Below are 15031 nucleotides of genomic sequence, written 5' to 3'. Positions count from 1 at the left end.
AGTCAACCACGCCGCGTGAATGCAAGGTAGAAGCTCTCCATCCGTCCCTGCCGCCGCGCCTTGGCCTCGTAGCGTGTGGCTTGCCAGCCGGGATAGGGGGTGTGCCACGCGCCCGGCTCCTGAACCGGCCAGACGAAATCGTCAGACAAAAGCACATGCGCCAGCGTCCAATTGGCGTAGTCCTCGATATCGGTCGCGAACCGCAGCGTGCCGCCGGGTTTGAGGACGCGCGCGAAGTTTTCGAGCATGGCATGCTGGATCAGTCGCCGCTTGTGGTGCCGCGCCTTGGGCCAGGGATCCGGGTAGAGCACGTAGATCATATCGAGGCAGGCATCCGGCATGACCGCGAGGAGCTTGATGACGTCGTCGGGGAAGAGCCGGATATTGTCCAACCCCTCGGTGTCGATCGTTTCAAGCAGCTTGCCGATGCCGCCGGTGAAGACTTCGCAGCCAATAAAGCCATCCTCGGGGTGTTCCTGCGCCATGCGCGCGAGGTGTTCGCCCCCGCCATAGCCGATTTCGAGGTGAATGCGTTTCGCTTCGGGAAACAGTGCATGCGGATCGACCGGAGCCGAGACATCGACGGCGAGCACCGGCAGGAGCGTATCGAACAGGTCCCGCTGGCCCTTGTGCAGCGTCTTGCCGGCGCGCCGGCCGAAAAAGGCGCGCGGGCCGCGCGGATCCTGCGGGATGGGTTTGAGGGTTTTCGGCTTGTCGGTCATGAGGCAAAAAGCGCAGCACGTTTCGGTGCTGCGCTTTAGCGTTTCTTTTGGGCTGCCCGCAAGGGTGCGCCTTACGTCAGTTCGGCCTTAATGGCTTCGATGAGGTCGGTTTTCTCCCACGAGAACCCACCATCGTCTGTCGGCGTGCGGCCGAAATGGCCATAAGCGGCGGTGCGCTCGTAGATGGGCTTGTTCAATCCCAGATGCGTGCGGATCCCGCGCGGAGAAAGGTCCATCACCTTGCGCAGAACCGGAACCAGTGCATCGTCATCGATCTTTCCGGTGCCGTAGGTGTCGACGAAGATCGAGAGCGGCTTGGAGACGCCGATGGCATAAGAGAGCTGGATCACGCATTTTTCGGCGAGACCGGCGGCCACGACGTTCTTGGCGAGGTAGCGCGCGGCGTAGGCTGCCGAACGGTCCACCTTGGTGGGGTCCTTGCCCGAGAACGCGCCGCCACCATGGGGCGCCGCGCCGCCATAGGTGTCGACGATGATCTTGCGGCCCGTGAGCCCCGCATCGCCGTCCGGCCCGCCGATGACGAAGGCGCCCGTCGGGTTGACGTAGAATTCCTCCTCGGGCGGCATCCAACCTTCGGGTAGGGTGGATTCGACGAAGGGCCGCACGAGTTCGCGTACCGTGTCCTGATCGACGCCCTCGATGTGCTGGGTCGAAACGACAACCGAGGTCGCCGCGACCGGTTTGCCGTGCTCATAGCGCAGCGTCACTTGGCTTTTGGCATCCGGGCCAAATTCCTTGACTTCGCCCGAGTGCCGGGCGGCAGCCATCTTTTTGAGGATGTTGTGTGCGTAGGAAATCGGCGCGGGCATCAATTCCGGCGTCTCGTTGACCGCGAAACCGAACATGATGCCCTGGTCGCCAGCACCCTCGTCCTTGTTGCCATTGGCATCGACGCCCTGGGCGATATGGATAGACTGCTCATGGACATAGCAGTCAAAATCGAGGGTCTTCCAATGGAAACCGTCCTGCTCGTAACCGATATCCCTGACCACCCGGCGCGCAACCTCTTCCATCGCAGCATCGTCGATCTCAGCCGGTCCACGGGTTTCCCCTGCAAGAATAACCCGGTTCGTGGTCGTGAGGGTTTCGAGCGCGACGCGCGAATGGGGGTCTTTTGCAAAGAACAGATCGACGATCCCGTCGGAAATCCGGTCGCAAACCTTGTCGGGGTGCCCCTCGGAGACGGATTCCGAGGTGAAGAGATAGGAAGAACTGGCCACGTTAAACCTCATGTGTCGTTGGCGAGGGCGCACGCGGGAGTGCGCGTGCGTGGGCCGGGAGCGTGTCCAGAAAAGTGGGACCCACTTTTTCGGTGCGGACGCGCGACCTATTGAAAAGTTCCACGCACTTTCAGGATTGCTTGTGACAGGACTGCAGCCATATTGCAAGCGGGATATAAAGCAATCTTTATGTTACGGCGGTGATGAGCACTCCTTCCTTCTCCCTCAGAGGAAGGTGTGCGGGCTAGCGGCGCTTGCGCCTTTTGTTCCGTCCAGCCAGAAATCCGCCAAGTCCGATCAGTGCGCACGCAGCGGCTAGTCCGTAAAACGGCACATGCCGCACCTGCGCAAAGAGCGGTTTTGCGATGGGTTGGGCGGGTGTGCCCTTGATGGCACCGACCTTACCGGCTTCCATCCGCGCGGTGATGCGCCCGAGTGGATCGATGATCGCCGAAATGCCGGAATTGGCCGCGCGCACCATCGCCAGCCCCTCCTCGACCGTCCGGACGCGCGAGTGATGGAAGAGCTGGGAGATGCCGAACGATCCATCGAACCACGCGTCGTTGGTGACGACGAAAATGAACTCCGCGTTCTCGACCGTGGCGCCAAGGCCGCCCGAATAGATCGCCTCGTAACAGATGAGTGGCAGGAAGGGTGGCGTGCCGGGTAGCGTCATCAGCCTGCGCGCGTCGCCGTGTGCCCAGCCGTCGGTGCCTGCGACCATTTGCGAAAAGCCCACCGCCCGGAGTTGGTCGTCGAACGGCAGGAATTCGCCAAAGGGGACGAGATGGGTTTTGTCGTAGCTCGAGATGACCTCGCCTTCGGAATTGAAGGCAAAGATGGAATTATACGGCTTGGCGCCCTGCACGATCTGGTCATCGGTGCCATAAGGTTCGCGCGGCGCGCCGGAGAGCAAGATGATGCCGTCCGGCAGGGCCCGTGCGATACGCGCGAGATATTCGGGTTCTTCCGAAAGGAAAAAGGGCAACGCCGCTTCGGGCCAGACGAGATGCGTGACGTCGTCGAGCCCCTGGTCTTCGGGGTGCGTGCGCATTGTCGAAAGGTCAATGAGGCGGGTGACGGTTTCCTCGCGCGCAAAGGCCTGCCATTTGACGTCCTGCGGGATCACCGGCTGGACGATGCGCATCACCATGCCGTCTTGCGGCACGACCGCGGTGCTCTGCACGCGCTGGTACCCCCACCCGATCTGCACGGCGATGACCGCGATGGCCGCGAAAAGCGGAACAAGGCGGGTAACGAGGCTGCGGTCGGCGGCGGGCCAGACGAGCGCCGGGGTCGCCGCGATCAGGATCGCAACAACGGTCAGCCCGTAAACGCCGACGAGACTCGCCGCCTGCATCATTTCGACATTGGCGGTGAGCGCATAGCCCAAAAGGTCGAAGGGAAATCCGGTAAAGAGCGTGCCGCGCGCAAATTCCGCAAGCGACAGGCCCGCCGCAAGCGCGAAGATGCGCGCAGTGCCGGTGCTCCAGAAAAGATGTGCGAACGCGATGCCGAATGCCCAGAAAATAGCAAGACCCGCCGCCAGCGCCAATACGGCAAAGGGCATGGCCACAAGCATCCATCCGCCATCGACGAAGAACGCCGCGCCGATCCAGTGGATGGCGGCAAGGAAATAGCCCAGCCCGAAAAAGAACCCGATGCGAAAGGCCGGGCCGAAGAGCTTGCCAAGAACCCCGTCGCGGTGCTCGGCACCATCGAGCGCCCAGACCAGCATGGGCAGGGCGATGAACAGCGCGAGCAGAATGAAGAGCGGCGGCATCGAGAGCGCACCGATGGCGCCCGCAAGCATCATCAGCACCGCGCGGCGCCAACCGTAACTCAACATTGTGAAATTCGCCAAAGGCGTCATCGCGTGTGGCCAACTCCCGCTTGGGCGAATCACGTAGGTTCAAGAGTTGCCGGGAGTGGGGAGGGGCGTCAACGTCTCCTCACGCGCGTCATCACTTTGACGCGCTGGGTGGGGAGCGGGCGGATCGGTTTGGACGTCAATAGCCCAGGTTCCTCCAGAGCGGCTCCCACCCCCAAAAAACAATGTGCCCCGGCCGAGTACGGCGCGGGGCACGAGATTGTGGTGCAAACAACCTCTGCCGGAGGACTCCGGCATCGGCCACTTTACGACAGTGTCGTGACTCTGTCATCGGGATATTGCCTGAAAATTGTGCACATAAACGCGACAGCCATAACAGACTTGCCTATTACTTGACCATAACGAGTCATTCCGGAGAGGTTGTTTGTCTGATGGGCCGGACTTTCCGTGTGCGGCTTTAAACGGAACAGCATGCCTGACTCGGGGATTCGCAAGCCTTTACAATTCATTAATCTTTCCGCTTCGCACAGCCCCAGACCCTTGGCACGCTTCTTGCGAATCTTGCCGGCAGTGCAAACTGCAACTGTCGGAGGACAATTATGAAAGACTGGACCAAGCGCATCGGGGGCGCGATTGTGGCCGGGGCCATGGGGGCGTCGTTGATCGCCGCACCGGCTCTCGCGCAAGAAGGCGAGCCGATCAAAGTCGGTATTCTCCATTCGCTTTCGGGCACGATGGCGATTTCCGAAACCACGCTCAAGGACGCCATGCTGATGCTCATCGAGCAGCAGAACGAAGCTGGCGGCGTGCTCGGCCGGCCGCTCGAGCCCGTGGTGGTCGATATCGCTTCGGACTGGCCGCTGGCCGCCGAGCTGGCGCGACGCCTCGTTGAAGTCGACGATGTCGACGTTGTGTTCGGCTGCTGGACTTCGGTCTGCCGCAAGTCCGTTCTGCCCGTCTTCGAAGAACTCAACTCGCTGCTCTTTTATCCCGTCCAGTACGAGGGCGAGGAATCCCAGCGCAACGTCTTTTATACCGGCGCCGCCCCCAACCAGCAGGCCATTCCCGCCGTCGATTACCTCATGAACGAGGAGGGCGTCGAGCGTTGGGTGCTCGCGGGCACCGACTACGTCTACCCCCAGACGACCAACAAGATTCTCGAGCAATACCTCAAGGATTCCGGTGTCGCTGAAGAAGACATCATGATCAACTATACCCCCTTCGGACACTCTGACTGGCAGACGATCGTTTCCGACATCGTCGCCTTCGGGTCCGAGGGCAAGAAGACGGCGGTGGTCTCCACCATCAACGGCGACGCCAACGTGCCGTTCTACCGCGAGCTCGCCAACCAGGGCGTCGATGCGGCCGATATCCCGGTTGTCGCCTTCTCGGTGGGCGAGGAAGAGCTTTCGGGCTTCGATACGACTCCGCTGGTCGGCCACCTCGCCGCCTGGAACTACTTCATGAGCGTCGAAACGCCCGAGAACGAAGAATTCATCGCCGCCTGGCATGACTTCATCGGCAACGAGGACCGCGTGACCAATGATCCGATGGAAGCCCATTATATCGGCTTCAACATGTGGGTCGAAGCCGTTGAGGCGGCTGGCACGACAGATGCCGATGCGGTGATCGACTCGATCGTTGGCATCGAAGTGCCGAACCTCACTGGCGGCGTCGCGGAAATGCTGCCCAACCACCACATCACCAAGCCGGTGCTGATCGGCGAAATCCAGGACGATGGCCAGTTCTTCGTCGTATGGGAGACCGAGGACCTCGTCCCGGGCGACGCCTGGAGCGACTACCTGCCCGAATCCGCGCCGCTGACGGCCGATTGGACCGATCCCATCAACTGCGGGAACTACAACACCGAAACAGAGACCTGTGGCGGTTCCGCCGAATAAGGCTCCTTTCCTCCAAGCCGGACGGGGACGGTTCGCCGCCCCCATCCACATCGAAACCCGCACAACGGAACGCTTTAAGACACGATGCCCCTGCTCCGTCCGTTTGCCATCCTCTTCATCCTTCTCGCTCTTTTTTGCGTAGGGCTTGCGCCCGCCCGCGCGCAGGACGCTGCCGAGATCGTTCCCTCGATGTATGATGCGAGCCTCAATGAGCTCAAGGATGCCGTCGCCGCGCTGGTTGCGACGGGCGATCCGGCGGTGGTCCCGGTGCTGCGCGCGCTGGGGGAAGGCAATCTCTATGAGACGGACGCCGGCGGCATCTATATCTTTTCAGGTTCTGGGCCGATCCGCGATGCGGTGACCGGAGAGCCGGTCGAGGGCGTCGTTGAAGACGATCTCTCACGCATCCGCATCAACAATTCGCTGCGCCGCGACGTCGCCGCCGCCATCGGCAATCTGACGCTGATGAGCGAGAACGCGCAGACGCGCATGAGCGCGGCACGGGAAATGTTCTCGACCGCAGATCCGGACAACATCCCGCTCCTCGAAGAGGCCATCGCCACAGAAGAGGATGTCCGTGTACGTGCGGTCATGGAGCAAGCCCGCGCCGCCGCGCTGCTCGCCTCCGGCGATCAGCTCTCAGAAGACCAGTTCTCCGAAGCCATCGCAGCCATAGCATCGCGATCGGACCGCGAATCCCTCGCCATTCTTAACCGCAACCTCGCCAATGCGACGACCGACGCGCAGCGCGCAACGATCACTGCCGGGATCGACCGGATCAACCAAGCCCTCGCGCTGCGCGATGTCGCCCAGAACGTCTGGTACGGCATCTCGCTCGGCTCGGTGCTGCTGCTCGCGGCCATCGGGCTCGCCATCACCTTCGGGGTGATGGGGGTCATCAACATGGCGCATGGCGAGATGGTGATGATCGGCGCCTATGTCACCTTCATGGTGCAGGAGGTGATCCGGACCTCCTTCCCAGGGGCGTTCGACTATTCGCTCGCCATCGCGATCCCGCTGGCCTTCCTCGTCACGGGGTTTGTCGGCGTCGCCATCGAGCGCGGGATCATCCGCTGGCTCTATGGCCGGCCGCTCGAAACCTTGCTCGCCACCTGGGGGCTTTCGCTCATCATCCAGCAGGGGGTGCGCACGATCTTCGGGCCGACCAATCGAGATGTGGGCAATCCCTCGTTCATGTCGGGCACGTTCGAGTTCATGGGGCTCATGATCACGTGGAACCGGCTCTGGATCGTTATCTTCGCCGCTGTCGTCTTCGCGCTGCTGCTCCTGGTCCTCAACCGCACATCCCTGGGTCTCCAGATGCGGGCGGTGACGCAGAACCGCCGCATGGCCTCGGCGATGGGTATCCGCACGCCCTGGGTCGATGCAATGACCTTTGGGCTCGGCTCGGGCGTCGCGGGGCTCGCTGGCGTCGCGCTTTCGCAGATCGACAATGTCTCGCCCAATCTCGGGCAGAACTACATCATCGATTCGTTCATGGTCGTCGTCTTCGGGGGCGTGGGCAATCTCTGGGGCACGCTCGTGGGCGCCCTGACGCTCGGGGTCGCCAACAAGTTTCTCGAACCCTTCGCCGGCGCGGTGCTCGCCAAGATCGTGATCCTCGTCCTGATCATCCTCTTCATCCAGCGCCGCCCACGCGGGCTGTTCGCGCTCAAGGGACGGGCGGTGGACGCATGATGATAACGCGCACCGGGCTTGTCGGTTTTTCACCCCTTCCGCGCCGAACGCCCCAGCCCGGCGCCGCCAAGCGGATCTCGGCCCTGCTGCGGGTGCGAAAGTCCGCATACAGATTCAGCATGGGGAGGCCCGCCCAATGATCACCAAGGCCATCTTCCGCGCGCTCGACACCAAGGCGGTCATCGTCATCGCGATCCTGATCGCGGTCGCGATCCTCGTGCCGCTCTCGAACCTGTTTCTGCCCGCCGGTCACCCGTTGCGCGTGCCCAACTATCTCGTTTCGCTTCTGGGCAAATACCTCTCCTATGCCATGCTCGCCCTCGCACTCGACCTCATCTGGGGGTATGCGGGCATTCTCTCACTTGGCCACGGCGCATTCTTCGCGCTGGGCGGCTACGCGATGGGCATGTACCTGATGCGCCAGATCGGCGACCGGGGCGTTTACGCCAATGCGACGCTGCCGGACTTCATGGTGTTCCTCGGCTGGAACGAGCTGCCCTGGTACTGGCAGGGCATGGACATGTTCTGGTTTGCGGCGTTGATGGTCGTCTTCGTTCCCGGGCTTTTGGCCTTCGTCTTCGGCTGGTTCGCCTTCAGAAGCCGGGTCACGGGTGTTTATTTCTCGATCATCTCGCAGGCGATGGTGTTCGCGTTGATGCTCGCGTTCTTCCGCAACGATATGGGCTTTGGCGGCAATAATGGACTGACCGATTTCAAGGACATCCTCGGTGCGCCCATCGCTGCCCCCGCGACCCGCGCGGGGCTCTTCGCGGCGACCGCGATTGCGCTCGCGGTTTCCTTCCTCCTCTGTTCGATGGTCGTCAAATCCAAGCTCGGCAAGGTAATGGTCGCCGTCCGCGACGCGGAAAGCCGCACGCGGTTCATTGGCTACAGGGTGGAGAATGTTAAACTCTTCGCTTTCACCGTTTCCGCCGTGATCGCTGGCGTTGCCGGCGCGCTTTACGTGCCGCAGGTCGGCATCATCAATCCGGGCGAGTTTTCCCCGGCCAACTCGATCGAGATCGTCATCTGGACGGCGGTGGGTGGCCGCGGCACGCTTTTGGGGCCGATCATCGGCGCGATCCTCGTCAATGCCGGGAAATCCTATTTCACCGGCGCTTTCCCCGATTTCTGGCTCTTCGCGCTGGGTGGGCTGTTCGTTTTCGTCACGCTTTTCATGCCCAAGGGTATCGTCGGTGTCTTCGTTTCGGCATGGACGGCGCTGAGGGCGCGCCGCGCCTCGGCGCGGGCGCAAAAGGGGATTGGAACCGCCGGTCCCGGCCCCGACGATCTCTCCACCCCGCGCGTATCGGCCGATGACCATACCGATACCACGCCTGAGGGTGCCGAGCCCAAACCCGCGGAGTAGCCCCAAATGACATCCGAACTGGCTTCCTCGCTGCTCTATCTCGATGACGTCACCGTCTCCTTCGATGGCTTCAAGGCCTTAAATGCGCTTTCACTCGTCGTCCAGCCGGGTGAATTGCAGGCGATCATCGGTCCCAATGGCGCGGGCAAGACGACGATGATGGACATCATCACCGGTAAGACAAAGCCCGACAAAGGTGAGGTCTACTTCGAAGGCAAGGTCGACCTCACCAAAAAGGACGAGTCCGAAATCGCCAATCTGGGCATCGGGCGGAAGTTTCAAAAGCCGACCGTCTTCGAAAGCCATACGGTCTGGGACAATATCGAACTGGCGCTGAAAAACCCGCGCGGCGTTTTCGCCTCCTGGTTCTATGCGCGCGGGAACGCGGATACCGGCCGGATCGAGGAGATCCTCGAAACCGTGCGGCTCTCCCATCGCAAGGACGATTACGCGGCCAATCTCTCCCATGGGCAGAAGCAATGGCTCGAGATCGGCATGCTACTCGCGCAGGATCCCAAGCTCCTGCTTGTGGATGAGCCGGTCGCGGGAATGACCGACGCGGAGACAGAGGAGACCTCGAAGCTGTTGAAGACAATTGCGAAGAACCACTCCGTGGTGGTCGTAGAGCACGATATGAGCTTTGTGCGCGACCTCGAGTGCCGGGTGACCTGCTTGGCCGAAGGCTCTGTGCTCGCGCAAGGTTCGCTCGCGCATGTGAGCGCGGACGAGAAAGTCATCGAGCGGTATCTGGGGAGGTAGCGCACCATGACACATCTCACCGTCACCGATGTCGATCTCTTCTACGGCGCCGCGCAGGCACTGCGCCGGGTCACCATCGAGGTCAGGCCCAATCGCATCACCTCTGTGCTCGGCCGCAACGGCGTCGGCAAGTCCTCGCTCCTGCGCGCGATCACCGGCGTACAGCCGATCGCCGGCGGCAGCATCGCGCTCGATGATATCCCGCTCAAAAAATCCGCACCCTACACCCGGGCGCGCATGGGCATCGGCTACGTCCCGCAGGGCAGGGAAATCTTCCCGCTCCTGACGGTCAAGGAAAACCTTCTCACGGGCTTTGCGCCGCTGAAGCCGAAAGACCGCTCGATCCCCGAGACTGTGTTCGAACTCTTCCCGGTTCTCAAATCCATGCTCTCGCGCCGCGGCGGCGACCTATCGGGCGGGCAGCAGCAGCAACTGGCCATCGGGCGGGCGATGGTGACACGGCCCAAGGTGCTGGTGCTCGACGAGCCGACCGAGGGCATCCAGCCCTCGATCATCAAGGATATCGGGCGCGCCCTGCAGTTTCTGCGCGACGAGATGGGGATGACCGTCCTTCTGGTCGAACAATATCTCGATTTCTGCCGCGAATTGTCCGACGATATCTACGTCATGGACCGGGGCGAGATCATGCATTCAGGACCCGCGAGCGATCTCGATGACCCGGACGTCAAACGGCACTTGATGGTCTGATGCTGCACGAGCCTGAAACCGACACACCGATACCGGGCGGGCTCCAGCGGGCCTATGGCGCGGGCCGTGTCTCTGCAAAGACGCGCGGTGGCGTCTCTGCGCTCGATACGCTCTACCAGGAAGGGTGCGCAAAAATCCGCGCGCCAAAAACCCACGGCGATTGGCTCGACGCAGTGCTGATTAACTCTTCAGGCGGGTTGACCGGCGGCGACGTTATGGACTGGTCCTGCACTGCCGGAGAGGGCGCGCACCTCGTTGCGACGACCCAGGCGTGCGAACGTATCTACCGCTCTGCAGGCGGCACAGCGAGGGTCCGTACGACGCTCGCTGCCGGCCCTGGCGCACGCCTCGACTGGCTGCCGCAGGAAACGATCCTCTTTGAAGGCGCGCGGCTCGACCGCACCTTGGCCGTCGATCTGGCCGAGGACGCGACGTTTCTCGGGCTCGAGGCCGTTATACTCGGACGCGAGGCTTCCGGCGAGGATGCGGTTTCCGCAGCGATTTCCGACACCTGGCACATTCGACGCGGCGGACACCTGATCCACGCCGAAGCAAGCCGGCTGAACGCCAACGACGTGCTCGCGCGCGCCAATATCGCGCTGCTCGACGGTGCGCGAGCCTATGCCACCCTCTTATATGCCGGAACCGACGCCGAACAGCAGATCGAAACGCTGAAAACGATCCTCGCGCCGTTCAAAACCGCCGGCGCGAGCCGGATCGGGGACAAAATCGTCATGCGCGCGGCGGCGTCTTCGGGCTATCGTCTGCGCAAGATCATCATGCCGGCCATTGCGGCGCTCGCAACGGGCAATGCGGTGCCGCGGCTTTGGACACTATAAAGGGGAAGAATAGGGCATGAACCTGACACCCAGGGAGAAAGACAAGCTTCTGGTCGCGATGGCCGCCGTGGTCGCGCGGCGCCGGCTCGAACGCGGGGTGAAACTCAATCACCCCGAGGCCGTGGCCCTCATAACCGATTTCGTCGTCGAAGGCGCCCGCGACGGGCGTGCTGTACCGGACCTGATGGAAGCGGGTGCACAGGTGCTCACCCGCGACCAGGTCATGGAAGGCGTCGCCGAGATGATCGGCGACATCCAGGTCGAAGCCACATTTCCCGACGGCACCAAGCTCGTCACCGTCCACGATCCGATCCGCTAGGAGTATTTCTTATGATCAAGCGCATTGCACTTGCGGCCCTTGCTGTCTTCGCCGCCACGGCCCCGGCCTTCGCCCATCTCGACCCTGCAACGCACGGCGCGTTTGCCGCCGGATTCTCGCACCCGCTCTTCGGGCTTGACCACATCTTGGCAATGGTTGCCGTCGGGCTCTGGGCCGCAAGCATCGGCGGACGCGCGCTCTGGACGGTACCGCTCGCCTTCGTTGCCATGATGGCTGTCGGTTTCGGCGCTGCGATTGCCGGTATGCCGCTGCCCTTCGTCGAGCCGGTCATCCTCGCTTCGGTGATCTTCATTGGCATCATGATAGCGTTGGCGCTGCCGATCCCGACGGTTGGGGTTTCTGGCATCGTTGCGTTTTTTGCACTGTTCCACGGCCACGCCCACGGGGGTGAACTTGGCGCTGCGGGCGCACTCGATTTCGCACTGGGCTTCATCCTGGCAACGGCCCTTCTGCACGCTGCAGGCATCGCAATGGGTGTCGCCATCGCGGGGCTCATGAAGGGTGCGTATGGCAGGACGATTATGCGTGTCGCCGGCATGCTGACAGGGCTAGGCGGGCTTTGGCTCGCGATCGGAGGCTAGGATGATCCCTGGGGAAGTCACGACCGTTACGGGCGAAATCGAACTCAATGCCGGTCGTGAGACTGTGACGCTCGAGGTTGCCAACACCGGCGACCGACCGATCCAGGTCGGCAGCCACTATCATTTCTACGAAACCAATGCCGGGCTCGCCTTCGACCGTGACAAGGCCCGCGGCATGCGGCTCGATATCCCTGCGGGCACCGCTGTGCGGTTCGAGCCGGGTCAGACCCGCGAGGTGATGTTGATCCCGATTTCGGGCGATAGGGTCATCTACGGGTTCAACCAGAAGATCATGGGAGCGCTTTAGGCTTCCCATGATTGGCGCCGTGCACAGAAGGCATGCGATGCAAAAAGGGCGGGGCGCTGTCGCGCTCCGCCCGGAGACTCGTTTGCTGGGCAGCCTTTTACCCGTCGACAAAAACGGTAACCACGCCATTCGCCCCGCTCGAGATGCCGACGACATCGGTATCGGCGTATTCTTCGGCTTCGAGCGCCGCCATCAGTTCGGCATTGGCCGCGACCGCGCTGTGCAGCGCGCTGAGATCGGCCTCGGCCGCCGCCTGGGCTTGGGCGACGGCCGCCATATCGGCCGTTTCACCGGCAGTGAGCTCGGCAAGCGAGACGATTTCGAAGGCCGTGGCGCTTTCGAGAATCGCCGCGGCGCTGGCGGAGCCTTCGATTGCGGCGACAGCGTCGTCATAGGTGTAGGTGTCATCTCCGCCCAGGCTGGTACTGGCCTCGACATCCGCATCGGCATCGACTTCGGCATCCATGTCGGTATCGACCTCGGCATCCACACCGGTGTCCTGGCCAACGATGATGCTTCCGTTCGTACCGGCATCTGCGCCGGCATCGACGTCGGCGTCCACACCAAGGCCCACCTTGGCGTCGAGCCCGGCGGCGTAGGCCGGGAGCGCGAACGGTGCGGTCAGCGTCAAAGCCGTACCAAGAGCAAGAACAGACAGTGTTTTCATCGGAATATCCTCCGTGTCGGGTTAGGTTGTACCGCCCCTCTGGAGGCTAAAAACGTTGCCGGCAGCGTCCGGTTTCAAGGTATTTTCAAGGCAGGCCGCAAACCCCTGAAATCCGGCGCTTTTAAGGGGTGCGGAATTTATCTGCAAGAATGAGGAATTAAGTCATGTCCGCCAAAATCACCCGTGCGCTCTATGCCGACATGTATGGCCCGACGACCGGCGACAAGGTCCGCCTCGCGGATACCGAGCTTTTCGTCGAAGTGGAAAAGGATCTCACGATCTATGGCGAGGAGGTGAAGTTCGGCGGCGGCAAGGTGATCCGGGACGGCATGGGTCAATCGCAGGTGACCCGCGCGGGTGGGGCGGTCGATACTGTCATCACCAACGCGCTGATCCTCGACCATACGGGCATCTACAAGGCCGATATCGGGCTGAAGGACGGGCTGATCGCTGCTATCGGCAAGGCGGGCAACCCCGACACCCAACCCGGCGTCACCATCATCATCGGCCCGACAACGGAAATCATCGCAGGCGAGGGCAAGATCGTCACCGCCGGTGGGTTCGATTCCCACATCCACTTCATCTGCCCCCAGCAGATCGAGGAAGCGCTGATGAGCGGGGTTACCACCATGCTCGGCGGCGGCACTGGTCCGGCGCATGGCACGCTGGCAACGACGGTGACGCCCGGGCCCTGGCATACGGGCAAGATGATCCAGAGCTTCGATGCTTTCCCGATGAACATTGCGCTCGCCGGCAAGGGTAATGCATCGCGTCCGGAAGCGCTGATCGAGCAGATCATGGGCGGTGCGGCGGCACTGAAGCTTCACGAAGATTGGGGCACGACCCCCGCCGCCATCGACAACTGCCTGTCGGTCGCCGACGACTACGACGTGCAGGTGATGATCCACACCGACACGCTCAACGAATCCGGCTTCGTCGAGGACACCATCGCCGCCTTCAAGGGCCGCACGATCCACGCCTATCACACCGAAGGCGCCGGTGGCGGACACGCGCCGGATATCATCAAGGTCTGCGGGCTTGAGAACGTCATCCCGTCCTCGACCAACCCCACGCGCCCCTATACGGTCAACACGCTCGCCGAGCATCTCGACATGCTCATGGTTTGCCACCATCTCGACCCTTCGATCCCCGAAGACGTGGCCTTCGCCGAAAGCCGTATCCGCAAGGAGACGATTGCTGCCGAGGATATCTTGCACGACATGGGCGCGTTCTCGATCATTTCGTCCGACAGCCAGGCGATGGGCCGTGTGGGCGAAGTCATCATCCGTACCTGGCAAACCGCCGACAAGATGAAGCGCCAGCGCGGGCGGCTTGCCGAGGAAATGGGCGACAACGACAATTTCCGCGTCAAGCGCTACGTCGCAAAATACACAATCAACCCGGCCATCGCGCACGGGATTTCCGATCACATCGGTTCGATTGAAGTCGGCAAGCGCGCCGACCTCGTCGTCTGGAACCCAGCCTTTTTCGGGGTGAAGCCCGAGATGATCCTGATGGGCGGCATGATCACCGCCGCGCCCATGGGCGACCCCAACGGCTCCATCCCCGTCCAGCCCCAGCACTACCGCTATATGTTCGGCGGCTTCGGCAAGGCCATCACCAACACATCGGTGACGTTTGTCTCCAAGGCCGCGCTCGATGCTGGGATCGGGAATACGCTCGGTGTCGAAAAGGCCATGCTTGCGGTCAACAACACGCGCGGCGGCATCTCCAAGGCTTCCATGATTCACAACAGCGCAACGCCTGAGGTGAGCGTGGATCCCGAAACATACGAGGTGCGCGCCGACGGGGAGCTGCTGACGTGCGAGCCGGCGGAGGTTCTGCCAATGGCGCAGCGGTATTTCCTGTTCTGACGCGTTGGCATAGTTTCTCTGCCCGGCAATTGAGTGTAGCGTTGGCGCACTTGGGGGCGCCGAAGTATGTTGCCAGAAACTGAGAATAAAATCCGTATGCGAGGCTTCAAGAGGCCTTCTGTTCAAACTGTCCTGCAGGGTTTAACGTTATATTCCGCGTTCATCGTAGTAATAGGGTATATACGAAGTAGTAT

The 15031-nt window shown here is 62.1% G+C and carries 14 protein-coding genes; 10 read left to right on the top strand and 4 right to left on the bottom strand.

The annotated features are described in order from the left end of the window. Positions 1-2 precede the first annotated feature (2 nt). From trmB to lnt, 3 genes are all read right to left on the bottom strand, one after another. Positions 3-722, bottom strand: a complete 720-nt coding sequence (trmB, locus tag LG281_RS10370; protein ID WP_404400375.1) for a tRNA (guanosine(46)-N7)-methyltransferase TrmB — start codon at positions 720-722, stop codon at positions 3-5. Positions 723-793: 71 nt separating this feature from the next. Then, positions 794-1963, bottom strand: coding sequence for a methionine adenosyltransferase (gene metK, locus LG281_RS10365; RefSeq protein WP_404400373.1), 1170 nt, complete (start codon positions 1961-1963; stop codon positions 794-796). Positions 1964-2207: 244 nt separating this feature from the next. Further along, complete coding sequence (lnt, locus tag LG281_RS10360) at positions 2208-3812, bottom strand: apolipoprotein N-acyltransferase (RefSeq protein ID WP_404400371.1); 1605 nt, start codon at positions 3810-3812, stop codon at positions 2208-2210. 629 nt (positions 3813-4441) lie between these two features. Between lnt and urtA the strand changes: the two genes are divergently transcribed. The 9 genes from urtA (at position 4442) to LG281_RS10315 (ending at position 12296) form a co-directional block, all read left to right on the top strand. After that, positions 4442-5695, top strand: coding sequence for an urea ABC transporter substrate-binding protein (gene urtA, locus LG281_RS10355; protein ID WP_404406699.1), 1254 nt, complete (start codon positions 4442-4444; stop codon positions 5693-5695). Between the two features lie 84 nt (positions 5696-5779). After that, positions 5780-7393 (top strand): urea ABC transporter permease subunit UrtB, encoded by a 1614-nt coding sequence (urtB, locus tag LG281_RS10350; protein ID WP_404400369.1) that lies wholly within the window; start codon positions 5780-5782, stop codon positions 7391-7393. A gap of 136 nt (positions 7394-7529) precedes the next feature. After that, positions 7530-8762 carry an urea ABC transporter permease subunit UrtC gene (urtC, locus tag LG281_RS10345; RefSeq protein WP_404400367.1) on the top strand — a complete coding sequence of 411 codons (1233 nt, stop codon included), beginning with the start codon at positions 7530-7532 and terminating at the stop codon, positions 8760-8762. Between the two features lie 6 nt (positions 8763-8768). Then, on the top strand, positions 8769-9521 hold the full coding sequence (urtD, locus tag LG281_RS10340) for an urea ABC transporter ATP-binding protein UrtD (RefSeq protein ID WP_404400365.1): 753 nt from the start codon (positions 8769-8771) through the stop codon (positions 9519-9521). Positions 9522-9527: 6 nt separating this feature from the next. Continuing rightward, positions 9528-10229 carry an urea ABC transporter ATP-binding subunit UrtE gene (gene urtE, locus LG281_RS10335; protein WP_404400363.1) on the top strand — a complete coding sequence of 234 codons (702 nt, stop codon included), beginning with the start codon at positions 9528-9530 and terminating at the stop codon, positions 10227-10229. Continuing rightward, positions 10229-11068 (top strand): urease accessory protein UreD, encoded by an 840-nt coding sequence (locus LG281_RS10330; protein ID WP_404400361.1) that lies wholly within the window; start codon positions 10229-10231, stop codon positions 11066-11068. Before urtE ends, LG281_RS10330 begins: the two co-directional genes overlap by 1 nt. 16 nt (positions 11069-11084) lie before the next feature. Further along, entirely contained in the window at positions 11085-11387 is a 303-nt protein-coding gene (locus LG281_RS10325) for an urease subunit gamma (RefSeq protein WP_404400359.1), read from the top strand. An 11-nt stretch (positions 11388-11398) separates the two neighbouring features. Further along, positions 11399-11989 carry a HupE/UreJ family protein gene (locus tag LG281_RS10320; RefSeq protein WP_404400357.1) on the top strand — a complete coding sequence of 197 codons (591 nt, stop codon included), beginning with the start codon at positions 11399-11401 and terminating at the stop codon, positions 11987-11989. 1 nt (position 11990) lies between these two features. Continuing rightward, on the top strand, positions 11991-12296 hold the full coding sequence (locus tag LG281_RS10315) for an urease subunit beta (protein WP_404400355.1): 306 nt from the start codon (positions 11991-11993) through the stop codon (positions 12294-12296). Between the two features lie 97 nt (positions 12297-12393). Here LG281_RS10315 and LG281_RS10310 read toward each other — a convergent pair whose 3' ends face one another. Further along, entirely contained in the window at positions 12394-12963 is a 570-nt protein-coding gene (locus LG281_RS10310; protein ID WP_404400353.1) for a hypothetical protein, read from the bottom strand. A gap of 164 nt (positions 12964-13127) precedes the next feature. Between LG281_RS10310 and ureC the strand changes: the two genes are divergently transcribed. After that, on the top strand, positions 13128-14837 hold the full coding sequence (ureC, locus tag LG281_RS10305; RefSeq protein ID WP_404400351.1) for an urease subunit alpha: 1710 nt from the start codon (positions 13128-13130) through the stop codon (positions 14835-14837). The last annotated feature ends 194 nt before the right edge of the window (positions 14838-15031 follow it).

This window comes from Pelagibacterium halotolerans (assembly GCF_044811015.1).
Classification (GTDB): Bacteria; Pseudomonadota; Alphaproteobacteria; order Rhizobiales; family Devosiaceae; genus Pelagibacterium; species Pelagibacterium halotolerans_A.
The sequence above is the reverse complement of the archived record's forward strand: the minus strand, read 5'-3'. Positions and strand labels throughout refer to the sequence as shown.

What these genes read in the sequence shown, in the direction of transcription:
- trmB (WP_404400375.1), bottom strand. Translation starts at nt 722, where the DNA reads ATGACCGACAAGCCGAAAACCCTCAAACCCATCCCGCAGGATCCGCGC.
- lnt (WP_404400371.1), bottom strand. Translation starts at nt 3,812, where the DNA reads ATGTTGAGTTACGGTTGGCGCCGCGCGGTGCTGATGATGCTTGCGGGC.
- urtA (WP_404406699.1), top strand. Translation starts at nt 4,442, where the DNA reads ATGGGGGCGTCGTTGATCGCCGCACCGGCTCTCGCGCAAGAAGGCGAG.
- urtB (WP_404400369.1), top strand. Translation starts at nt 5,780, where the DNA reads ATGCCCCTGCTCCGTCCGTTTGCCATCCTCTTCATCCTTCTCGCTCTT.
- urtC (WP_404400367.1), top strand. Translation starts at nt 7,530, where the DNA reads ATGATCACCAAGGCCATCTTCCGCGCGCTCGACACCAAGGCGGTCATC.
- urtD (WP_404400365.1), top strand. Translation starts at nt 8,769, where the DNA reads ATGACATCCGAACTGGCTTCCTCGCTGCTCTATCTCGATGACGTCACC.
- urtE (WP_404400363.1), top strand. Translation starts at nt 9,528, where the DNA reads ATGACACATCTCACCGTCACCGATGTCGATCTCTTCTACGGCGCCGCG.
- LG281_RS10330 (WP_404400361.1), top strand. Translation starts at nt 10,229, where the DNA reads ATGCTGCACGAGCCTGAAACCGACACACCGATACCGGGCGGGCTCCAG.
- LG281_RS10325 (WP_404400359.1), top strand. Translation starts at nt 11,085, where the DNA reads ATGAACCTGACACCCAGGGAGAAAGACAAGCTTCTGGTCGCGATGGCC.
- LG281_RS10320 (WP_404400357.1), top strand. Translation starts at nt 11,399, where the DNA reads ATGATCAAGCGCATTGCACTTGCGGCCCTTGCTGTCTTCGCCGCCACG.
- LG281_RS10315 (WP_404400355.1), top strand. Translation starts at nt 11,991, where the DNA reads ATGATCCCTGGGGAAGTCACGACCGTTACGGGCGAAATCGAACTCAAT.
- LG281_RS10310 (WP_404400353.1), bottom strand. Translation starts at nt 12,963, where the DNA reads ATGAAAACACTGTCTGTTCTTGCTCTTGGTACGGCTTTGACGCTGACC.
- ureC (WP_404400351.1), top strand. Translation starts at nt 13,128, where the DNA reads ATGTCCGCCAAAATCACCCGTGCGCTCTATGCCGACATGTATGGCCCG.